The organism is Streptomyces sp. NPDC054887 (assembly GCF_053610585.1).
In genome coordinates, this window is the sequence record NZ_JBSGYQ010000018.1 from 87,572 (window position 1) to 108,248 (window position 20,677).

Annotated in this window: 16 protein-coding genes and 5 pseudogenes; 8 read left to right on the forward strand and 13 right to left on the reverse strand. The window is 67.4% G+C overall.

The features are described from left to right. Positions 1-310 precede the first annotated feature (310 nt). Entirely contained in the window at positions 311-1,504 is a 1,194-nt protein-coding gene (locus ACWGH0_RS13300) for a PP2C family protein-serine/threonine phosphatase (protein WP_453404283.1), read from the forward strand. 122 nt (positions 1,505-1,626) lie between these two features. Here ACWGH0_RS13300 and ACWGH0_RS13305 read toward each other — a convergent pair whose 3' ends face one another. Next, positions 1,627-2,073 carry an ATP-binding protein gene (locus ACWGH0_RS13305; RefSeq protein WP_453404284.1) on the reverse strand — a complete coding sequence of 149 codons (447 nt, stop codon included), beginning with the start codon at positions 2,071-2,073 and terminating at the stop codon, positions 1,627-1,629. Between the two features lie 139 nt (positions 2,074-2,212). On the opposite strand from ACWGH0_RS13305, the gene ACWGH0_RS13310 reads away from it, so the two are divergent. Next, the gene (locus tag ACWGH0_RS13310) at positions 2,213-2,422 is read left to right on the forward strand and encodes a hypothetical protein (protein ID WP_453404285.1); all 210 of its coding nucleotides are present in this window, start codon (positions 2,213-2,215) and stop codon (positions 2,420-2,422) included. A gap of 70 nt (positions 2,423-2,492) precedes the next feature. Here ACWGH0_RS13310 and ACWGH0_RS13315 read toward each other — a convergent pair whose 3' ends face one another. Beyond that, a complete protein-coding gene (locus ACWGH0_RS13315) occupies positions 2,493-2,777 on the reverse strand; it encodes a hypothetical protein (protein WP_453404286.1) in 285 nt (94 codons plus the stop codon). A gap of 859 nt (positions 2,778-3,636) precedes the next feature. Here ACWGH0_RS13315 and ACWGH0_RS13320 point away from each other — a divergent pair. Continuing rightward, a pseudogene (locus ACWGH0_RS13320) lies at positions 3,637-3,759 on the forward strand (IS5-like element IS4811 family transposase); the annotation flags it as partial. A 168-nt stretch (positions 3,760-3,927) separates the two neighbouring features. Here ACWGH0_RS13320 and ACWGH0_RS13325 read toward each other — a convergent pair. Next, positions 3,928-4,698: pseudogene (locus tag ACWGH0_RS13325) on the reverse strand (transposase). A gap of 6 nt (positions 4,699-4,704) precedes the next feature. Here ACWGH0_RS13325 and ACWGH0_RS13330 point away from each other — a divergent pair. Continuing rightward, positions 4,705-4,934: pseudogene (locus tag ACWGH0_RS13330) on the forward strand (transposase family protein); the annotation flags it as partial. A 429-nt stretch (positions 4,935-5,363) separates the two neighbouring features. Then, positions 5,364-5,456: pseudogene (locus ACWGH0_RS13335) on the forward strand (IS5/IS1182 family transposase); the annotation flags it as partial. 84 nt (positions 5,457-5,540) lie between these two features. On the opposite strand, the gene ACWGH0_RS13340 reads toward ACWGH0_RS13335, so the two are convergent. From ACWGH0_RS13340 to ACWGH0_RS13360, 5 genes are all read right to left on the reverse strand, one after another. Further along, a complete protein-coding gene (locus ACWGH0_RS13340) occupies positions 5,541-7,166 on the reverse strand; it encodes an ISAzo13 family transposase (RefSeq protein ID WP_453404287.1) in 1,626 nt (541 codons plus the stop codon). A 347-nt stretch (positions 7,167-7,513) separates the two neighbouring features. Next, positions 7,514-8,578, reverse strand: a complete 1,065-nt coding sequence (locus ACWGH0_RS13345; protein ID WP_453404288.1) for a M14 family metallopeptidase — start codon at positions 8,576-8,578, stop codon at positions 7,514-7,516. Positions 8,579-8,616: 38 nt separating this feature from the next. Then, on the reverse strand, positions 8,617-8,955 hold the full coding sequence (locus ACWGH0_RS13350; protein ID WP_453404289.1) for a hypothetical protein: 339 nt from the start codon (positions 8,953-8,955) through the stop codon (positions 8,617-8,619). Beyond that, positions 8,952-10,535, reverse strand: a complete 1,584-nt coding sequence (locus ACWGH0_RS13355) for a S8 family peptidase (RefSeq protein ID WP_453404290.1) — start codon at positions 10,533-10,535, stop codon at positions 8,952-8,954. Before ACWGH0_RS13355 ends, ACWGH0_RS13350 begins: the two co-directional genes overlap by 4 nt. 357 nt (positions 10,536-10,892) lie before the next feature. Beyond that, complete coding sequence (locus tag ACWGH0_RS13360) at positions 10,893-11,276, reverse strand: hypothetical protein (RefSeq protein ID WP_453404291.1); 384 nt, start codon at positions 11,274-11,276, stop codon at positions 10,893-10,895. A gap of 71 nt (positions 11,277-11,347) precedes the next feature. Between ACWGH0_RS13360 and ACWGH0_RS13365 the strand changes: the two are divergent. Then, positions 11,348-11,934, forward strand: a pseudogene (locus ACWGH0_RS13365) (transposase family protein); the annotation flags it as partial. Here the strand turns inward: ACWGH0_RS13365 and ACWGH0_RS13370 are convergent. From ACWGH0_RS13370 to ACWGH0_RS13380, 3 genes are all read right to left on the reverse strand, one after another. After that, the gene (locus ACWGH0_RS13370) at positions 11,884-12,876 is read right to left on the reverse strand and encodes an immunity 49 family protein (RefSeq protein ID WP_453404292.1); all 993 of its coding nucleotides are present in this window, start codon (positions 12,874-12,876) and stop codon (positions 11,884-11,886) included. The pseudogene ACWGH0_RS13365 and the gene ACWGH0_RS13370 overlap by 51 nt on opposite strands. 137 nt (positions 12,877-13,013) lie before the next feature. Further along, positions 13,014-13,388 (reverse strand): hypothetical protein, encoded by a 375-nt coding sequence (locus ACWGH0_RS13375; protein ID WP_453404293.1) that lies wholly within the window; start codon positions 13,386-13,388, stop codon positions 13,014-13,016. A gap of 587 nt (positions 13,389-13,975) precedes the next feature. Next, entirely contained in the window at positions 13,976-14,329 is a 354-nt protein-coding gene (locus ACWGH0_RS13380; protein ID WP_453404294.1) for a helix-turn-helix domain-containing protein, read from the reverse strand. A gap of 35 nt (positions 14,330-14,364) precedes the next feature. On the opposite strand from ACWGH0_RS13380, the gene ACWGH0_RS13385 reads away from it, so the two are divergent. Continuing rightward, positions 14,365-16,521 carry a transglycosylase domain-containing protein gene (locus ACWGH0_RS13385; protein ID WP_453404295.1) on the forward strand — a complete coding sequence of 719 codons (2,157 nt, stop codon included), beginning with the start codon at positions 14,365-14,367 and terminating at the stop codon, positions 16,519-16,521. 72 nt (positions 16,522-16,593) lie between these two features. Here ACWGH0_RS13385 and ACWGH0_RS13390 read toward each other — a convergent pair whose 3' ends face one another. Continuing rightward, positions 16,594-17,910: a hypothetical protein gene (locus ACWGH0_RS13390; protein ID WP_453404296.1), complete on the reverse strand. Its 1,317-nt coding sequence runs from the start codon at positions 17,908-17,910 to the stop codon at positions 16,594-16,596. Between the two features lie 472 nt (positions 17,911-18,382). Continuing rightward, complete coding sequence (locus ACWGH0_RS13395; RefSeq protein WP_453404297.1) at positions 18,383-19,552, reverse strand: amidase domain-containing protein; 1,170 nt, start codon at positions 19,550-19,552, stop codon at positions 18,383-18,385. Between the two features lie 204 nt (positions 19,553-19,756). Here ACWGH0_RS13395 and ACWGH0_RS13400 point away from each other — a divergent pair. Further along, a protein-coding gene (locus tag ACWGH0_RS13400; protein WP_453404298.1) for an IS5 family transposase occupies positions 19,757-20,592 on the forward strand; the annotation gives its coding sequence in 2 pieces (ribosomal slippage) (positions 19,757-20,090 and positions 20,090-20,592; 837 coding nt in all). Positions 20,593-20,677 lie beyond the last annotated feature (85 nt).

A 20,677-nucleotide genomic window follows, 5' to 3' on the forward strand; every position in this document is an offset into this window, starting at 1 on the left:
GCCCATTACCCAGGAGCGCGCAATATCGCAGCGGTAGCTTAGGTCCACTTGCGAAACGGGCGGTGCAGCTTGCAGAACCTGCATGTCCCCATCGACCGCTTCCCGGGAGGTCGGGCGCGTCGGCGGCTGGAGGACCCTCCGTACGGGGGATCCTGGGCACGCACTGGCCAGGCGTCGGTCGCGCGGGCGTTTCGTGGCCGTAGACATGAGGGGTAAGAGCCGCGATTCGCTCGGCAGGACTGGGGCGGCACGCGGCCTCGAGACGAACGCCGTCTGGTGCACTGCGACGCCGAATGAGGGATCCCCGATCATGGTCAGCCGGTCCGGTTGTTGGCTTGGAGCGGCCGAGAGCGCTCTGCGGGCGGCGCCGCCCACCAGTTTGCTGTCCGCAGCGGGCACGTTGCTTACCGACTACGTGGACGCGCGTGCTGTGACGCTGCTCCTGGCGGACTACGGCCTGAGTGTGCTGCAGCCGGTCACCCGCCTGCCGCGCACGGGCGAGGCGGTGCCCGCGCGCGGTGACCACCCGGCCGGTCGCGCTTTCTCGGCTCAGGCCGCTGTCGTGGAAGTGACCGGAGAGCCCGGCATGGTCACGACGCACCTGCCCGTCACCGTACGGGGAGACCGCCTGGGGGTCCTGTCCGTGCACCTTCCGGAATCGGCGGCAGGGGCTCCCGGAGTGCTGGAACTCGCCGCCTTTGCCACAGCGTTGGGGCATGAACTGCTGACCGCCGAACGCGATACCGACCTCTACCTCCAAGCCCGTCGACGCCGACGCCTGACCCTGGCCGCGGAGATGCAGTGGCAGCTGCTGCCGGGCCGTGGCTTCACCCGCCAGGAGTACACACTCGGAGCACACCTGGAGCCGGCCTACGCGGTCGGCGGAGACAACTTCGACTGGAGTACCACCGACGATCATCTGACTGTCACCGTCTGCGACGGCGAAGGGCAGGGCATCCAGGCTGCCCTGTTGACCAACCTCACCGTCAGCGCCCTGCGCAACGCCCGCCGCGCCGGTATCTCCCTGTCCGACCAGGCACATCTCGCAGACCAGGCTGTTTACGGCGAGTACCGGGGGGCCTTGCACTCCTCGACCCTGCTCCTGAGTTTTGACCTGGCCACCGGTCAGGTTAGTGCGGTCCACGCGGGCTCACCGCAGCTCTACCGTCTGCGCAGTGGCATCGTCGACCACGTCGAACTGGAAGCTCAGTTGCCGCTCGGAATGTTCGAGGACACGAACTACCACGAGCAGCTTCTGCACTGCCAGGCCGGAGACCGCCTGATCATCGTGAGCAGCGGCGTACACAGCGCCCTGTCGGCCGACGGCAAGCTGTTCGGCGAAATCGCCCTGCGCGAGACCATCGCCGCTACGCGCGCCTCACCACCTCACGAGGCCTCGCGAGCCGTCGTCGACGGATTGATTCAGTACCACGGCAGTCATGACTTGTCCCACGACGCCGCCGTCGTCTGCCTGGACTGGCGCGGCAAACACGGTGCCGGGTGATTCCCGTCAGTGGCTGTTGATCGGTTCTTCCCCTCCTGGGGAGGACTCAAGTCCGTACATCGTGGCGACTGAGGTTCCCGCGCAGCGATGGGTGTGCCCGCTTTCCGCAGCGCTTTCGTTGGCTACCAAGGGAGGAAGGCGTGGACGGTTTTCCCTCCGATGTCGCCGGTGCCAGGAACGGTGATCGTCTCGTGTGCGAGGGCGTTGATGAGGTGCCAGCCCAGACCGCCGTTGCCACTGGGGTCACGGGGCCGTGCAGTGGGTGGGGCGGGGTTGGTGTCCGTCATGGCAATGTGCAGCGTGTCGGCCATCATGGCTTGCAGGTTGAGGGCGAAAGGGCCGGGCGCGTATGTGAACGCGTTCGATGCCAGCTCGGTGATCACTAATAACGCGTCGGCGTGCGCGTGCGGCGCAGCGGGCGGGTGCATGCGAGCAAGGCCGCACAGGAAGTCCCCCGCCCAGTGGCGGGCCTCGGACACATCGGCCAGCGTGCCGTCGAAGTGCCAGGTCTGTTCGACGCTGACGACGGCCGACAGGCCGGCGTTTGCATCATGCCAGTCAGCAGCCATGTGGTCCCCATGCCATAGGAAGTGGAACCTCTGTTAGTTCCCGGACAATGCGCGCCCATGCTTGTCCCCAGCCGCGACTCTTGCCGCATGACCAAGACGAGTCGCTCCATGGGTTACCGCGGAGGAGGTGCGAAGACCGGTGACCGCCGGCACGCCGGCCGTCGTGGTGGGTGGGTGGCAGGGAATGAGCGGCGCCGACGTTGATCACCAGGTCGAATGGCCTATGCGAGCTGAAGCCGGCGGCTTTTCGGCGGTGGAGCACCAGAGGCTCGTCGCCCCCGCGTGCGCTCGCCGCCCGGCTTGCCTGCCGCAGGGCGACTTCGGAGATGTCGACGACATCCGCACGTAGGCGCGGGCGCGTCGACAGTGTCACGCATTTAGGTACGCGCGGATATAGCGGGAGCACAGGCCGGCCGCGATCAGGGCGCTGAGCGCTGCTCCGTCGCCCCCAGGAGAGCGGCCTCCTCGCTGCCGGGGGCGCGGGGCGTGGCGCGACGGCGACGGGCACCGAGCGCGCTGAGTTCGAAGGCCAGCCGCCCCAGCGCAACGAGAGTGCCTTGCCCGAAAACAAGAATTAGCCATGCTCCACTGCGCCAGTACCAGTCCTCGGTCCAGGGGCGTGTGATCGCCAGCGTCACGAGGAGGTGCGATACGGCGATGATGACGCCCGCCCGCCGCCGTCGGGGACAAGCGAGCGGCGGCATCGCCCAAAGTATGGAGGCCAGCACGATGAAGGGGGCGACAAAAGGCAGGCTGGACATGGCAGACCTCAAGATCAGTAGAGAGTGGCAGAAACCATCACACCGGCGTGGCCGGGGCACCAGCCCCGCGGGATGTCACGCGGATCACGATGCGGCGTCGGCCACCAACCAGGCGAGTCTGTGTCCAGGGCCAGCACGCCCCTTTCCGCGATGGGCCTGCAGGGCCTCCAAACTCGTCGTCCTGTCGCAGTCGAATTGTCGCCGGAGCAAGTAACTGCCAATCGTGCTTGCTCAGCCGTGGTCAGGGGGGTGTGTGATGGAGGACCCGCCCTCGCGCGCCCCTGGTTCGGTGCGGAGGTGCGCTCGGTGCGGTTGACCTGTCCAGCGGTGGTACGCACCCGATGCGTGCGCGGTGGTCATCACCGCCTCCCCGGTGCGCTTCACGCGATAAACAGGGGCACCGGGTGCGCACCGGCCGGTGCGGGGTGCGCAGCGAGCACCTGACTCACGCCGGTGGCCTCCAGCTCCCGCAGGACGTCGGAGACGTCCTCGCGGTCCTCCTCGGTCGAGGATCTGCCCGACGAAGGCGATGATCGGGCGGGCGATGCCTTAACGGGCACGAGTAGGTAGCAAGGTCCCCCGGGGAACCTTGATCAAAGCGTCATACGCCCTTTGATCTCCTGACCTCAATGACCCCATGCGCCTCACGCTGCCCTTTGCCGTTCGCTGGATGGTCAGCGCGATCGTTGAGCGAACAAGCCCGTTGCTCGCGCCGCGTTGCCCGTTGTCCAGCTCCGCTATCTGCCCGGTTTCGCGTCTCGGCTCAGGCCGCAGCTGCCCCGTAGGCGGTGCCGACGTCGCCGCACGCGACGACGAACGGCTCATCCAGCAATCGGAAGCGCTCACCACTTGGGCCGCGATCACCTGCAGGACCAGGCGAGTCACCCGCCGAAATCCCGCAGGAGCGGACAGTCGGCCTCCCGCGAAGCCCACCGCGACTGATCCTCACGGCACTGACGGTCAGCAGTGCCACCAGGAGGTCACCGGGCTCGGACCGCGGCCCTGAGCATCACTCTCCCAGCGGCTGCAGCTAAGGGTTGTCCCGATCTTTGGGAGGATCGGGGCAGGGCCGGCTGGCCGTTGGCGGGTGCTGCTACGCGGCCTGGACGAGGTTGTGGAGGTGGGCGATGCTGAGCATGGCGTGGTGGACGCCATAGCCTTTGAGGCGGCGGTCGCGCGGGATCTTCCAGTTCTTCATGCGGGCGAAGACGTGCTCGACGCGGGCGCGGACCAGCTTGTGGTCATGGTTGTGTTCGGCCTGCCAGACGCTGAGTTTGCCGTCTTGGAGGCGGCGGTGCGGGATGACGAGGGTGGTGCCCGGATAGCCGCCGTCGGCGATGGTGGTAGTCCTGCCGACGGCGGCCTTGGTGCCGGACTCGGCCCAGGCCTTGCAGTCGTTGCGGTTCCCGGGGAAGGGCTTGCCGACCGTCACGACCAGGCAGGTGTGGGCGTCGATGACGACCTGATGATTGGTGGAGTACCGGTAGTTCTTGGACTTCTCCGCGCTGGCGTGGTCGCGGGTGGGGACGAGGGTGCCGTCGACGATCGGAACGGTGCCCTTGGCGAAGCGTCGCCGGGGCTTGAGCGCGAGCAGCGGGCCGATGTGGTGGATGATGTGGTCGGCCGCCGATTTAGACACCCCGAACAAGGGGCCATCTGGCGCAGGGTCAGGTACGTGCGTCAGTAGGCGGCGACGAGCAGAACTCGGTCCTCCAGCGGGAGGCTTCAGGGCCGGCCCCGGGCGGCGCACCGCGTCAGCACCCTCCCGGCGCAGTACCGTCATCAGCTTGCGGAAGTCACGCGGGCTCAGCCCGGTGAACGGGGCTATCCAGGACGGCTCTGACGCCGTGAGCACACCAGCCACAGCAAGATCATCTCACCCGCGACCAGCGGCCCCGTTCACCGCGTGTGTCCGAGGCAGTTCAGCGAGTTGTCCACCACGCTGCGGTGGGAAGGTGCAGGTTCGGTCCGCAAGGGTCGGCCTTGAGGTCTGCCGCTGGAGGACCGGGTCCTGCTGGTCGCCGCTACTGGAGGGCCAACCTCTGCTGCGGCAGTTGGCGCCGCTGTCCGGAGTGTCGAAGTCGGCTGCCGACCGCTTCGTCGACCGCAACGCCCCGGCGATGGCGCCGCAGCAGCGAGTTGGTGGTGGCGACCAGCGCGGCGGCGGCCAGGTTCGCGGGCAGCTCGGTGATCAGTGCCACAGGGGCGTGTTGGTGTCGCAGTTAGGAGAGCAATCGCCTGATGCCGCGCTCAAGATCATCCCGAAGATGATGAGAGCCAGTATGATCCAAGCTACATGGGCGAAGTCATTGCCAGGTGGGGTTTTCGGAGCGCTGCTCTGCGGGACCTCATTGTGGCTCTCGGGCTCGCCACTGGGTCCGTCGTGTCCCTCTGCCGCCATCGTGTCATCCCCCGTCGCGGTGTGTCCTCTCATGGCACGACGCCAGATCTCGTCCGTCAAGGCCTGCGGCGGGTTGCTATAGAGAAGAGCCGCACCGGCTTGGCGGATCGTCGCGGACGGGGAGGGAGTGGACGCTGCGCTCTGGCCGGTTCAAGGGCGACGGCGTCCAGCACGCCATGCTAGGCATCGCCCGCCTCCACAACCTTCTCCAGGCCGCATAGCCCCGACCCACCGGCGATCAGCCCACCTTGTCCCGGCCATCCTCAACAGCCAGTTATGGGACAGCCCTTAGGGATTGCAGATCATTAACACGTTGTTTTGATCTTGTTGTCCTCGTTGGTCTGTGCCTGGACCCGGTCCTGAAGGGCGGCGAGGGCCGTGGGCGGGGTTGCCGCCGGTGGGATGGTGATGCCGTGTGCCTCGAGCAGTCGCCGGTTCTTCAGGAGGGTGCGGTGCATCGCGGTGCGGCTGGTGCCGAACAGCACGGCGAGGGGTTCCGCGGCCAGGGCGTCCCCCAGGTGGAGCACGGTGGCCAGGATCTGGTCGGCGAAGGCCAGCCGAGGCGGCCGACCGCGCCGGGTATCCCCATCCGGGGCCAGGGTCTCGGTGAGGTCGTTCAGTTGCTGGCGGGTCATCCCGGTCAGTGCAGGATCGGAGAGCAAGGCCTGGTCCCACTCCGGATCCGGCGTCTGCGGGGCCCGGGCCGCCGGAATTACGGGTGATGGGTGGGGGTGCAGTGCATAGTTCCAGGCGCCCTGGAACGCGTGCCGGGTCAGCGGCAGGGCGGCCATCTCCGTGTCTTTGATGCGGACTCCGGTCGGGTAGGTGTTGGTGTCGAGTTCGGCTCTCACACGCAGTCCGGTGCGGGTGGTGGTCGCGGCGATCGACTGCACGATGACTTCGTGGCTGGTCAGCGGGCGGCCGTTCCAGTTCATGGTGATGTGCGAGAAGAGCCGGTGCTCGATCTTGTTCCACTTCGATGTGCCTGGTGGTAGGTGGCACACGGTGATCGTCAGTCCTGTTTCAGATGCGAGTTGGGCCAGCTCGAGCTTCCAGGACCGGGTGCGGTAGCCGTTGGATCCGCCGGCGTCGGCGGTGATCAGCAGCCGTGTCGCCCGCGGGTAGGCAGCCTGGCCCTGGCCGTGCCACCAGCGGCGGATCGATTCCACTGCGAACGCGGCGGTGTCGTGATCGGTGCCGACGTTGACCCAGCCGGTGTTCGCGGTCAGATCGTAAATCCCGTAGGGGACGGCTTTGCCCAGCTGCGGGTCGGCGAAGTCGTGGACGTTGACCGGGACAGGCTCGCCGGCGGGACGCCACTGGCGGCCGCTGTTCTTGAAGTCGCCGACGAGCTCCTTCTTCTTGGTGTCCACGCTGATGACCGGCTGGCCAGCGTCCCGGTAGTTGCGGGCCTGCTCGTTGAGGTAGCGGAACTGGGCGTCGCGGTCCGGATGCTGACTGCCCTCGAGCGTCTTCGCGTTGGCCTGAAGACTGAAGCCTTCCTCCCGCAGCAGGTCGCCCACGGTATCGGCGCTGATCCGGTGCCCGGCCCGGGCCAGCTCCGCAGCGAGCGTACGAGTCGATTTCACCGTCCACCGCAGCGGCGACATCGGGTCGCCTCTCTCCTCGGGCTCGACCAGCGCCAGTAGTGCCGGCCGCAGCCCCGGATCCAGATCGGCGACCCGTTTGCGTCCTCCGCCGGGACGCCGGACCCGCCCCAACGGCTCCTCTCCGGATTCCAGCTCGAACACGCCATTGCGGACCGTCGTCTCGCTGACCTGGGCCGCCCGAGCGACAGCGCGGATGCCACCATGCCCCAGCAGCCGGGCCTCGGTTCCCATCAGCAGCCGTCGCTGCCGCTCGTCCAGATGTGGGAACAACACCGCGAACTTCGCGGAGAGTTGATCACGGGTCTCGTCCGGGATGCGCATACCAGACCAACGAGCCCCAGGTCGGGAAGCAACACCTTGATGATCTGCAATCCCTTAGTCTCCGAACCAGCACCGTTCGAACCCTGATCTAGGCAGAGGTGCAGCTCAGGATCACAACAGGGCACTCATCAGTACCGCGAGACGTCAGCGGCAAGCCACATGCGAACCCCGACCGCGCAGAGATCAGGAGATCTCGGTCACGGCCGCGCGACGCAACAGAATTGGCTCCTCGTTAACTCCAGTACTGCTGCTGAGCCTGAGCATCTATTGCCGCCTGGGCCGCAGCAGCTGCTTCTTGACTCCAGCCGCCCAACCCGCTGGTCAGAAGCCGAAGTCCTGCTGGAGTACTAGTGGACGTCGAGGGCAAGGGCCAGGAGCGCCGCTGAGACCTCGCGGATGATGTGTTCGGCCTCCGGATACGAGGGCTGGAACGAGGTGCCGCATTCGATCGTGTAGCCAAGGGCCTTGGTGGCGGTCGGGGTGGTGAAGTGGCGGCTGTAGGCGTAGTCGTCGCTGGTGCCGGAGGTGGGGTAGAGGCCGTACGCCGCCTCGACCCCGTAGTCGACACCGCGCACTCCGCGTACCGCGTCGTTCATGCGCTCAGCCAGTTCGACGGCGGTCTTCAGGTCCCGGTGGGGGATGAACTCGCCGATGTCGTCGTCCTTGCGGCCGCGTACGGTGTCGAGGGCGGGGTTGCGGAAGTTGTCGCTCGGGCTGGTGGACTGGTTCCGATCCGAGCCCCAGTTATGCAGGATGACGGGTACGGCGCTGTGGACGTCGACGAGCCAGCGGATGCGCGGGTGGGAGTCGAGCGCCCAGACGATGTTGCGGGTCTCGGGCTCCGAGGCGGCGGACGGGCCCCGGTACGTCTGCGGGTCGCAGGGGTTGTCGGAGGTGTGGACGTCCGCATCGGAGGCGAACTTCGCGGTGTGGTCCCAGAGGAAGTCGAAGTTGCGGTTGAGATCCACGCCCGCGCAGGACGGGCCACCGTGTCCGGCCGGTGCCGGGCGCCGGTTCTTGCGCCACATCGGGTTGGCCGTCTGGCTGTAGGTGCGGCCGTCGGGGTTCACGCACGGGTAGAGGAACAGGTCGAGGCCGTCGATGACGTGCGTGACCTGGGCGGCCGTATAGGACGTCGAGCCGTAGCCGAGGCCTGTACCCAGGCTGTGCGCCTCCAGGAGGTCCGCGGCGAGTGAGATGAGCGCATCGGGCGGCACCCATTCGCGGGCGTGGACTCCGCCCAAGATCAGAATACCGTCGACGTCGTGGGCCGACCGGGACGCGATCCGCAGCAGGCGGGCCGTGCGGCCTTCGTGGGTGGGGTGGGGCGGGGTGAGGACCTTCGTTGTCCCCGGGTAGACGGCGTGCAAGTTGCTGATCGCCGATTCGATCTCGGCCACGTTGAGGTACACGGTCACTCCGTCCGGACGCGGGTTGTCGGGTCGCGGTGTCACTCCTTGCGGCCGAGCCCTCTGGGCAAGGCAGCCCGGGCCGCGAAGCGGTCACCCTCGCCGACCTCCTGCTTCCTGGCGTGCCAGTTCTCCGTGATGTTCTCGACCGCAGTGATGTTCACCTGTGGTGCCGACCTGGCGGATCTGGCCGAGTCGAGTTGGTCCTGGCGGAAGTAGAGGTCGAGGCCGAGGCCGGCCGCAGTCTCCCGAACCACGGGGCGGCAGCCGGTGTCGGGCCGGGTCTCTTCGATGAACTTCCGCAGTGCTTCGGCGTCCTCGGCCACGACGTGGCAGCGGTAGACCGCGGGGACCTCGTCCGTGCCGCCCGTGTCGCTCATCGCGTCGGCTGTCCCGCTGGAGCCGGTGGTGGCGTCCGCCCCGCTACCAGTTGGGCGAGCGCGATGGCCTGGGCAGCGTTCACCCTGCCGAAGCCGTAGTCGTCGTTGTGGCCGTTGCCGTCGTAAACGACACCGGGGCCGCCGACCTTGTCGGCCGACTGGTGCATGATCTCGCGCAGCTGGTCGCGGGTCAGGTCGGGGTTGGCCGCCAGCGCCAGTGCTGCGCAGCCGGCCGCGCAGGGAGCGGCGAAGCTGGTGCCGGTGTTCTGGCCGAAGCCGCCTCCGGACGTCGCGCTGAAGACGTCGACTCCGGGGGCGATCAGTTCGACCTCGGGGCCGCGGGCCGCGTTGTCCTCTCGGTCCTTGTTGTTCGATCGGACCACGGCGATGACATCCGGATGGGAGACCACCTCGTCCAGCGTGATGTCGACGTTCCTGCCGTTGCTGGCCGCCCAGAAGATCGGCATCCCCTTGCCCTGGCGTCCGTTGGCGGCGGCGAATTCGAGGGCCAGCTTCAGTGTGTTGGTCAGGTCCCACTCCGCAATGTTCGGGCCCAGGCTGCTGACCAGGATGTCCGCGCCTTGCTGTGCGCCGATTCCGGGCTCGGCCGAGGGGTCGGCGGCGTACGCCACGGCACGGGCCAGGGTCGTCTGCGTGCCGACCTGGTCTCCCAGGCACGCCACCAGCATGAGCTCACACTCGGGGGCCGCACCGACCCCGCCGCTGCCGTTGTGCCGACCGCCGACCATTCCGGCGCAGAAGGTGCCGTGGTCCTCGTCGGGCATGCCCGCGGTGTTCTGGGTGAATGTCGTGCCTACCACGCCGCTGCTGTAGAAGCCCGAGCTCGGGTCCAGTCCACTGGAGAGATCCTGGTGCTGTACGTCGAAGCCGTTGTCGATGACGGCGACGCAAATGCCGTCCCCGAGAGTGTGGTCCCACGCCTTCTCGATGTGGACGTCGGCGCGCGGCTTACCGCCATTGGTGCCGGTGTTGTTCCACTGCCACTGCTTGGGGTACTCGGGGTCCGAGGGCTGGAGCCGGGTCGGGACGTGCTCGATGAACGACGGTTCGGCGAAGATGAAACGGTCGTTGTCGTGCAGCTCCACGGAGGCCGCGAGGGCGTCCTCGGCCGCCCTGGCCCGCACCTCGTACAGGTTCGTCGCGAAGCCGAGTTTGTTGACGACAGCCAGGCCGGCCGCCTCGATCTCGCGCTCGGCCTCCTCCTCGGAGAGCGACGGCTGCAGTTGGACGTTCAGCGCGTCGGTCGCGATACCGATCCTGCCGCTGGGCCGCCGGATGACCTTGCCCGCCGCCTCCGCCCCGGAGATTTCCTCGCCTACGTCGACCGCCGCTCGGGTCTGCCGGTTCGGTCTGACGAACACCCAGTGCGCGCGGGCGAAGGCGGCGGCGGTCTCGTCGTCGATTCCCGCGTCGCGCATGGCTCCCCGTGCGCTCGTGCCCAGCTCGGCCTCCGCGTCGACGGCGGCCCTGACACCGCCCGTCTCCACTTTCACCGCGACAACATCGTCGAGTTCCTCCGCCTCGACGAGATTGCCACGTTGGTAGTACTGGCGCGACATCGCACTCGCCTCTTCTCGTGGGCGTGGCTGAACTGAGGGGCGTAGTTGTCCCGGCCGGATACGTCACGGCGACAGGACGCGGCCCGAGAGGGAAAGCCACCCCGTTGATACAAACCCCCTTTCTCACCAGTCTCCTCGCGTCGCAGAATGGGGGCAACCGCACGGGCGTGGGGGTATACGGGCGGGAATCCACCGTCTCGTTGAGCGATCACTCACTTTGGACAGGTTGGACAGCACACCAACCTGGCTAAGCACCTGGGGGGATCAGATGACGGCGGCCGGCGGCCGGGTATCCCAGGCAATTGTGTTGCGGGGTAAGACTCTCAAAGAGTTGTCCCGTAAGTGGGCGGTCGGGCTTCAGAGGAAGCTCAGCGGGACGTCCTTCTCGATGCAGAGCCGGAGGACGCCCGCCAGCTGGCGGGCGTCCTCGGTGTGCTGGTTGAGGAGTTGGTCGCCGCCCTGTCCAGCCCACTGGTCGGTGATGGCCTCAAGCCGGACCAGGATCGATGCGCACTCGGCAGGCGAGAGGTCGTCACCGCCGTCATCCGGATGATCGAGGAGTGTCTCCAGAGCTGTGGACACGTCGCTCCACGGGCGCTCGCCGCCGAAGCCTCGCATCTCTGAGAGGACGAACCCCTCGGTCTCGGCCAGACGCCGCCGGAACGCGGCAAAGCCGCTGTAGGACCAGGAGACATGCGGACTGCTGTTGTCTCCGTCGCCCGGGAAAAGAACCAGCCCCATGCGCCCTCCCTGCTTGCCGAGCACACAGGATCGAGGACATGGGGCAGCGTCGGCAACTGGATGATCTTTATGTGGCTGGTGTGAACACGGCGTCGGAGCCGTCCTGGATAGCCCCGTTCACCGGGCTGAGCCCGCGCGCTTTCGCCAAGCTGGTGACGGTGCTGCGGCGCGAGGGTGCGGACGCGGTCCGCAGGGGCCGGCCGTGGAGCCTTCCGCTGGAGGAGCGAGCACTGCTGGTGGCCGCGTACTGGCGCACGAACCTCACAATGCGGCAACTCGCCCCGCTGTTCGTGGTGTCCAAGTCGGCGGCGCACCGCATCATCGATTACCTCGGGCCGATGCTCGCGATCCAGCCCCGCAAGCGGTTCGCCAAGGACACCGTGCTCATCGTGGACGGGACGCTGGTCCCCACCCGCGACCACACCATCGCCGAGCGGTCGAAGAACTGCAGGTACTCCACCAACCACCAGGTCGCCGTCGACGCCGACACCCGCCTGGTCGGCCGGCCGCTCGCCGGAATCGCAACGACTGCAAAGCTTGGGACGAGTCCGTCTCCACGGCGATGTCCTGGATGTCGGGCCAGGCCCCCTCCCGCACCCCGGGTGGCCTACTTGGCGGCCCAGCAGCCCAAGGTGTTCCGGTTCCCCTCCGCCGCCAGGCGCGGCGCGTCCGGCGATCTCAGCAGACCGTACGGCAGATACCCGGACCGGACACCGAGTTCCCACCCATGGACCTGGACGGCGAGGCAGGCCAGGGCGAGGGTGCCGAGGGGGAGGAGGGACCGGGGCGCGGGATCACCGGCATCGGCCTCGACGCTCTCTCGGTACGCGACCAGCCGGGCGACGAGGGCGTCCTCGAAGGTGTCCTGGTCGTCGTCGAGGAGTACGCGGAGCAGCCGCTGGTCAGCGCTCAGCGAGTCGCCGACCTCGTCGAGCCGCCGGGCGGCCTCCGCGCGCTCCCCGGCGTCCGGCTTGCGCAGCGGAACCGTAGGCCAGTCGCGGGGCAGATGCCCGGCCGCCTCGGTGAGATAGGGGCACAGGGCGTCCATGGCGGCGAGGTCGGCGGGGTCGGAGACGGAGGTGTACCGGTTGTAGGGCACGCCGTCACGGATGGCGGGCGCGTAGTCGCCGCGCAGCAGCAGCCCGGTGACCCCCTCCCAGTCCCACACATGCCCGCTGACAACACACATCTCGAACATGTCGAGCCAGGTCCGCGCGGTGGGCGCCTCCTGGACGACGTCCCGGAAGGTGATGGGCCCGTCCCCGAACTCGTCGTCGTCCGGGTCCGTGCTGATCCGCTCCCCGACGAGGGAGAACTGGAGTTCCTGGTCCCCGTCCGGGAAGCACATGATGCTCAGCACTCCTTTCACACACTCCGCGGCGGTGACGGCGACCGTGCCGGCCGCAGCGTCGAGCCCCGGCTCCGTCACCGTTCGCGCGGCGACATGGTCGAGCAGTTCGTCCGCCATGGCCCGGATCAGCGTCGGCGAGATGCTGCCGTACCGCAGCGAGTGCCACCGCGAGTAGGCCCGCCCCTCGATGTCGTCGAGCGCCTCGGCCAACCGCTGCTCGCTGACCTGATGGCATGTCACATTGCGCACGTACCGCTTCCCTTCATCGACTTCACGACTGGACGAAGCACGTTATCAACGGGCACTGACACTCAGCACCGGCCGCTTTCTCGGCGAGAGTGCTGTTCGCGAGGGCGCGTACACCGTCGGCGCAGCCGAAGCTGGCATCAGCCCAGAGACTTGAAGACGCTGGACCAGAAGGCCGAGTCGTCCGCATACGGCTCCCAGTCGACAATGAGCTCGCGCAGATCTGTGAGGGTGGCCCTGCGTACAGCGTCGTCGGTTGATTCCAGGGCGTTGCACGAGTCTGCGATCAGTCCGAGGAGGAGAGCCAGCGTTGGAAGGTTCTCGGCTGCGGGCCCCTTCCACCCGGCCCCGTGGTCCCAGCCGTTGTGGTCGTAGTGGGTGATGCTGCCGTCCGCCGCGTCGAGCATCAGGTGCTGGTCGCCGCGCCAAGCCACGGGGAAGCAGAAGTTGGTGGGCGGGGACTCGTCGTCGGGATAGCGTCTGCCGTAGATCTCGTCGGCATCGAACGGTTCCATTCCGCCTCGCCCCGCAGGTGCCTTGTGTCGATCCCCACGATGCCGAGGTGTACGGCGGGAAAGCCGACCGTGAGCAAGAACTCCCTCGACCCGGCATCTGTCGACTCGGCTGTCAGAGCGGCCTCATTGGGCCGCCAGAGCGAGCCCTCGCCCAGACGGTGCTCCAGCCACGCCGCGTCCGGTACCAGCGGTATGTCGTCGTTCTGCAACTGCTTGGCCCCCTGGCGTTCGCATCATTCGATCTACTGCGGGCTCCGGTAAACTGCATGCCACGACGGACACGCAGACGTCCTTCGCCTGTGGCCCCGCGCCGGGTGTCGAAAGGGAGCTCGCCTCGCTCTTGTAGCCTCGTCCGGATGGTGATCGAGGCAGGCCTGATCGAATGATCTGGCGGTATCCGATCAAGTCGACCGGAGGCGAATTGCTGCACAGGGTCGGAGGTAGCCGCGAGACGGTCTGTCGGCGGCCGTCTCTTCGCGGTGCGTGACCCTCAGGGCAAGTTCGGCTCGGGGAATTCCTCGCGACGACGTTGAGGACGTGGTGGTCGCCAAGGACGGGCGTGTCCGGTCCCGGCTTGGCCACAAGCTTCAGGGCGATAGCCCCTGATCGGGCCGACGTGCGGTCGCCCGGTAGCGCGAGGGCGAGATGCCGTAACGCCTGGAGAGCGCCTGGCGCAGTGCCTCCGGGCTGCCGAACCCGCAGCCCGTTGCGACGGCCGTCATGGGCAGCGGGGGCGAGGCGATCAGCTGCGCGGCGGCTCGGCGGCATACGGCTCGCAGCAAGCAGAGCCAAGCTTGCACGTGAGCCCGCCTACAGTCGGGGCCCGAGGTGAGAATTAGGCCCCCACCTGTACGTAAGGTGCTTCCGTTGGAAGGCTGCGGGTCTTGTACCCCGGCTCTTTGACCTTCACGGGGGGAAGCGATGTCGGCAGGCGTGGTCACGTGGGGTGTGTTCCACGTGGGTGGGGTGATGTGTCATGGGTAGGCGCGGCAAGCCGGCCGAGCGGGGGCGGCGGGCGCCGTCGCCGGGATCTCGGGCCGGATCTCGGCGTGCTCCTCGGTCCGTGTCCGGGCCGCGCTCGGCCTTGCTTGCCCGGTGGGCGCTCGTACAGCAGGCCCTGAAGTCCCGGGCGCTGCCCTCATGGATTCCGGTCGACCGGTTGCGTGCGCTGCTCAAGCACGTGCGGCCCCAGTACCCGCGACCGCACCGGCAGGGTTACCGCCGCTGGGTTCCGTCCCTGCGCCAGCTGGTCTGCGCCGTGCTGATCGGCGCTGGTCTCCTGACCACAGGTGTGGCGGTCGCCTACTGGCGTACGGACATACCCGAGGATCTGAACTCTTTCGCCACGCAGCAGGACAACATTTACTACTGGGCCGACGGTTCCAAGATGTCGCGCACCGGGTGGGTCAGCAGGCAGGACATGCCGCTCGAGAAGGTCCCCGAGGACGTCCGCTGGGCGGTCCTTGCAGCAGAGAACGCCAGTTTCTACAACGATCCGGGTATTTCGCCGTCCGGCCTCATGCGCGCCGTCAGCCGCATGGTTGGTGGCGGTGAGACGCAGGGCGGATCCACCATCACCCAGCAGTACGTGAAGAACGCCTACCTCAGTCAGGAACAGACGCTCTCGCGCAAGTTCACCGAGATGATGCTCGCTCTCAAGGTGGACGACGAGTTCAGCAAGGACGAGATACTCGAGGGCTACCTCAGTACCAGCTGGTTCGGCCGCGGCACGTACGGCATCCAGCGTGCGTCACAGGCCTATTACGGCAAGGAGGCATCCGAACTGAACGCCAGTGAGGGTGCGTTCCTGGCTTCCCTGCTGAAGGGTGCGGGGCTGTACGACCCGGCGCTCGGTGAGGGCAACCGCGCACGAGCCGTGGAACGTTGGAAGTGGACTCTGGACCGGATGGTCGAGATCGGGAAGCTCTCGCCCGCCGAGCGGGCGAAGTACACGAAGTTTCCTGAACCGACCCAGGTGACGGGCGGGCGGACCGACCTGAACGGGCAGCAGGGCTACCTGGTCGAACTCGCCAAGTCGTACGTCACCCGGAACGGGAAGGTGTCGCAGGCCGAGTTCGACCGCGGTGGTTACCAGATCTACACCACGTTCGACAAGAAGAAGACGCAGGCCCTGGAGGCAGCCGTCCGCAAGGCCCGCAAGAAGCTCGACCCCAAGGGCCGGAAGGCCGACACCTTCGTCAAGACGGGAGCGACCACCGTCGGCGCGGACGGCAAGATCCTGGCCCTGTACGGAGGCCCTGGTTTCCTCAAGCAGGGTTTCAACGAATCAAACGCGGTGACCGTTCCAGCCGGATCCGCGTTCGCGCCCTTTGTCTATGCCGCAGCTCTCAGCGACGGAGTCGTACGGGACCGCGACGGAAAGCGCCAACCCGTGTCGCCTTCGAGCACGTACAACGGCCAGCACAACGCCCCCGTCATGACGCCCGAAGGGCCGTACTGGGACCGTAACGGCAAGATCGTCAAGGGTAAGAACGACGGTGGCAAGTCGTGGGGCGACGCCATCAGCCTGGACGCGGCGATGGTGAACTCCGTCAACTCGCCCTTCCTCCAGCTCGGCATGGATGTCGGTCTGGACCGGGTACGCCACCACGCGCAGAACGCTGGCCTGTTGCCGTCCAGTCTCGGCCGGCAGGTGCCCGACTTCTCGCTCGGGAACTCCACGCCCAGCGCGATTCGGATGGCCACGGCCTATCAGACCTTCGCCGCCCGGGGGAAGCGCACAGAACCGTTCTCCGTGCTGCGGGTCACCCGCAACGGGGATGAGATTTCGCTGCCCGCCGTCCGCTCGCGCCGCGCCTTCACCGCTGAGGTGGCGCAGCAGGTGACGGAGACCCTGCAAGGGGCGGTGCAGGAGGGCACGGGGAAAGGCGCACAGGTAGCGGGCTTGCGGCCGGCGGGCAAAACCGGGACGACGGCTGACAACAAGGCCGCCTGGTTCGTCGGATACACGGGTACGGAGGCCACGGCCGTGGTGTTGTACCGGATGGACCTGCGCAAGCTGGACCTGCTGCCGCTGGACGGTGTGGCGGGCTCGCCGCGCGGAGAGCCCGGCAGCCCCCTGCCGGTCGACATCTGGAGGGACTACATGGAGGGAGTGAGGCCCTCCCCGTAGAGGTCCGCCTGTTGTCTGCCGGTGCGAGGGGGCAGTCGGTTGCTCACCCCTGGTGCCGGACCGGCAGGAGCACTACTTGATGAGAGTCTTCCAGGCGGGCGCCTGGCCCGGGTCCAGCGAGCGCAGCTCTTGCAGGACCTGCGGGTCCTGGACGTCCATCCAATCGGCCAGTTCCTTGAAGGACACGCACTCGACGTCCTTGCGCGGGCACACTTCGCGCATCAGGTCCTCGACGGCGTCCATGTATATGCCGCCGTTCCACTGTTCGAAGTGGTTGCCGATGAACAGAGGGGCCCGGCTGCCGTAGTAGACGCGGTTGAACCCGTTCATGTAGGCACCGGTGGTGGTTTGCTTCCAGGCGCCGAACTGGTCCGGGTCGCCGTCCGTCTCGCCCTTGGACTGGTTGTAGAGGAAGTTGAAGTCCATGGAGAGTACCTGGATGTCCTTGCCGGGGTACGGCAGCAGTTGCAGGGGGAAGTCCCAGATGCCGTTCTTCTTGCTCGGCCAGGCCTGGAACCCGCCCGGCGAACTGGCGTCGTAGCGCCAGTCGAAATCCTTGCTCGCCGGTATGAGCGTCTCCTGACCCTCCAGACAGGGGGCACGCCCCCCGACGAATTCACGGTCCGGGTCGAAGGGCAGAGGGGGAAGGGTGGTGAGGCCCGTGTTGGTCTTCCACTTCTTCACGAAGTCGTAGCTCTGGTCGATCTCGCTCTTCCATTCCTCGACGCTCCAGTCACCGCCGCCCTTGGGGCCGCAGAAGTGACCGTTGAAGTGCGAGCCGATCTCGTGCCCGTCCTTCCAGGCAGCGCCGAGCTCTGTCAGGGTCGTCCTGATGTGCTCATCGGTGGGGTAAGAGATCGCGGCCGAACCACGGTCGTGCTGGGGCGGGTCGTAGAGGTCGCTCTTCGACTTGGGCAGCAGATAGATGCTCGTCAGGAAGAAGGTCATGTGGGCGTCGCTCTCCTTCGCCACCTGGCGGAAGTGGGAGAAGAGGTGATCGTCGCCCTCGAGTGCACCGTCCCAGGAGAACACCACGAACTGGGGCGGCTTCTGGCCTGGCCTGAGCTTCTTCGGCTTCAGCTGGCCCGGCTGTGGCCCGGTGTGCGACGTGGAGCCGTCCCCCAGCACCTCGACCTTGCCGTCCCAGGGCTCAGCACGCTTGCGGGCGTTCGGCCCGCCTCCCGTCTGGCTGTTCTTGGCGCGGGCCGTCGGATTGTCCTCGACGGAGTTTTTCGCCGCAGCGGTGTCGTCCGAGCCGCTGATCAGCAGTCTCCCCAGGAAGAACGTGAGCAGTGCCAGCACCAGCGCGGACGCGGCGATCAGCGCGCTGCGGCTGCGCTTGGGTTGGCGGGCTCGTCGACGGCCACGTCCACGGGCGCTTCGGCTCATCAGTGCTTCCTCCGGCGTGGGGGCAAGGCATGTCCGGCATGGCCAGACAAATATAGAACGAGCGATCGATGCTCTCCGTGCCCAGGCACGGCGCCGGAGTCCTTTTTGGCTTGCCCGCGGGCCTCCCCGCCGCTCGTGCGCCCACTCAGGGCTCCTTCATCCGGGAAGCGACGGGGGCCCGCGCGGAGGTCCGATCAGCGACGGAGGCGACTGCGACCCGTTGCGCCGCCGTGGCCTCGATGCGGGACCCGGACGAGGCCGGGGTGTGCGGAGGGTGTTCCCGTCCGTCACGCCCCGGCAGCCGCGGAAGCCCGGCGTACCTCAGCTTGCGCGCTCGCTCCATGCCGACAGGGGCGCGTCACGCGAGGAAACCGCGCCGGCTCGCAGACCGGCGCGGAAGGGTGAGCGGCCGCAAGCGTGATGGCTTCGAGCCGTACGGCGCCCACCCGCTTCCCCAGGGGACGGGCGCACGTCAGGTGCGATAGGCGTAGTACGTCGCTCGCGGGTAGGACGCGATGATGCTCGCCAGCGACTTCCGGTAGGTGTTGGTCGAGTGGTAGGTCAGGTACGGCGTACCCCAGCGGTCTCGGTAGGAGACCATCATGGTGTGGTCCTTGGACCCGTCGCGGTTGAAGTCCATCTGGAGAACGTCGCCCACACCCATCTCCCACGCGTTGGAGAGGTTGGTGGTGCGCTTACTGGAGAGCGCGAACCAAGACCACTCGTTGACGCCGATGAACGACAAGGTGTTGCCCAGCTTCGGGTCGGTCCACCACTTCCGGTAGTCGTCCCACGACCCGGGGGCATGCTTCCAACCGCCCGCCTTCAGTGCCTGGCTGACGAAGTTGGTGCAGTCGCCGCCCGCGCCCGCACTGTCGTACGAGGGATAGGCCGGGTTGTACCTGGTCCAGTACCTCTCCGCGTAGGCGCCCATAGCCGCGTAGTCGAGGCCGCTGGCGCTGCGGGCCGGCTTCGGGGCAGGAGCCCGCGAAGGCCGCCTGGTGGACGCCGAGGTGGCCTTGGGCAGCCCGCTGTCGGCGGCCGCCTGGACCTGAGGAGCCTTGAGGGGTGCGTTGACCGCGGCGAGGCCGGTGTCCGTGGGACGTATTCCGGTCAGCGCCCACTTGCCTCCGGACACCTTGGCGAAGGTCAGTTCGTGGTGCGCCTGGAAGCCGGTGGTCTTCGGCTCGTTGCCAAGAATCTTCTTGTACGTGAGCGTCGTGGACTCGGTGACGCGGACGGACGCCTTGCCGTGGCGCACCTTGACGACGTTGACGCTGACCTTGGTGTCGGCGGCGGTGTACGCCTCACCCAGTTCACGCAGGCGCTTCTTGCGATCGCGCAACGAAGTCGTGGCGCTCTCCTCCGCCTGCACAAAGCCTACGGACAGCCGCACTTCGCGACTCGCGGACAGCGGGGATCGTCGCGGCTGCGAGCCGTCCAGCAGGGCTGCGGTGCGCTCGGTCAACACGGCATCCGCGACCCGCCCGAAGGAATCGGCGCTGGGGCGCCCGGCAGCGCCTGAACCGGCCGGTGCCGCAGACTCGTACCAGGGCACACCCGCGGTCGCGGGCAGCGCGACCGCTGCGGCGGCAATGGCGAGGGTGGCTCCCACCGTTGCCCGGAACGTCGATTTCTTCACGCAGTCTCCCTTGTAACCCCGGACCGCCTCACGGAGCGCGGGGACGAAATCTTCGCATGAAGTCATACGATGTGAAGAGTCTGTGTGTGTTGCGGAACGGCTACAAGGCGCCTCAAGGCATGCCGGCCTGTTGGCGGAAGCTATTGACGCCCTCCCCGCCCTAAGACGTCGTTTCTGATGGCGTGATCGCTCGTTGAGTCGTGTATGACGGATCCGGTTGAGCGGTTGGTGCCGGACGAGTTGTGGACGCTGTTCCGGCGGGTGGTCCCGCCGACGGAGGTCATGCGCCCGCAGGGCGGCGGCCGCCGACGGGCCGGTGATCGCGAGTGTTTGGCGGCGATCATCTTCGTGGCTACCTCGGGCTGCACCTGGCGGCAGCTGCCGCCCGTGTTCGGGCCGGCCTGGCCCACGGTCTACAGGCGTTTCGCCCAGTGGAGCCAGGACCGGGTGTGGGCCAGGTTGCACCGGGTGATCCTGGACGAGCTCGGTGCCAAAGGTGAGCTCGAGTGGTCGCGGTGCGCGATCGACTCCGTCAGCGTCCGGGCGGCAAAAGGGGGCCACTGACCGGACCGAATCCGACCGACCGTAGCAAGCCGGGATCGAAAATCCACCTCATCACCGACCGCAATGGCGTTCCGCTGTCGCTGGGCATCTCCGGTGCCAACATGCACGACAGCCTCGGCCTGCAGCCGCTTGTGCGCGGGATCCCGCCCGTCCGCTCCCGCCGCGGACCCCGCCGCCGGCGTCCGGCCAAGCTCCATGCCGACAAGGGCTACGACTACCTGCGGAAATGGCTCCGCGAGCGTCGCATCCGCCACCGCATTGCCCGCAAGGGCATCGAGTCGTCCACGCGGCTCGGCCGACACCGCTGGGTCGTCGAGAGAACGGTCTCCTGGCTGGCCGGATACCGAAGGCTGCACCGTCGTTACGAGCGAAAAGCCGAGCACTTCCTCGCCTTCGTCGGCATCTCCGCAGCTACCGCCGACTCACCAACTGAAACGACGTCTAAAGCACGGGGTCTCCTGGGAGAAATGAGGTGACAGGCGACGACTTCGCGCCTGGCGACCCGCTCTGCAGATGAAAGCGCGTCGCGTGGGTGATCCTGATGGTCACTTGCGACACCGT

What these genes read in the sequence shown, in the direction of transcription:
- ACWGH0_RS13300 (WP_453404283.1), top strand. Translation starts at nt 311, where the DNA reads ATGGTCAGCCGGTCCGGTTGTTGGCTTGGAGCGGCCGAGAGCGCTCTG.
- ACWGH0_RS13305 (WP_453404284.1), bottom strand. Translation starts at nt 2,073, where the DNA reads ATGGCTGCTGACTGGCATGATGCAAACGCCGGCCTGTCGGCCGTCGTC.
- ACWGH0_RS13315 (WP_453404286.1), bottom strand. Translation starts at nt 2,777, where the DNA reads ATGCCGCCGCTCGCTTGTCCCCGACGGCGGCGGGCGGGCGTCATCATC.
- ACWGH0_RS13340 (WP_453404287.1), bottom strand. Translation starts at nt 7,166, where the DNA reads ATGCGCATCCCGGACGAGACCCGTGATCAACTCTCCGCGAAGTTCGCG.
- ACWGH0_RS13350 (WP_453404289.1), bottom strand. Translation starts at nt 8,955, where the DNA reads ATGAGCGACACGGGCGGCACGGACGAGGTCCCCGCGGTCTACCGCTGC.
- ACWGH0_RS13355 (WP_453404290.1), bottom strand. Translation starts at nt 10,535, where the DNA reads ATGTCGCGCCAGTACTACCAACGTGGCAATCTCGTCGAGGCGGAGGAA.
- ACWGH0_RS13360 (WP_453404291.1), bottom strand. Translation starts at nt 11,276, where the DNA reads ATGGGGCTGGTTCTTTTCCCGGGCGACGGAGACAACAGCAGTCCGCAT.
- ACWGH0_RS13375 (WP_453404293.1), bottom strand. Translation starts at nt 13,388, where the DNA reads ATGGAACCGTTCGATGCCGACGAGATCTACGGCAGACGCTATCCCGAC.
- ACWGH0_RS13385 (WP_453404295.1), top strand. Translation starts at nt 14,365, where the DNA reads ATGGGTAGGCGCGGCAAGCCGGCCGAGCGGGGGCGGCGGGCGCCGTCG.
- ACWGH0_RS13390 (WP_453404296.1), bottom strand. Translation starts at nt 17,910, where the DNA reads ATGAGCCGAAGCGCCCGTGGACGTGGCCGTCGACGAGCCCGCCAACCC.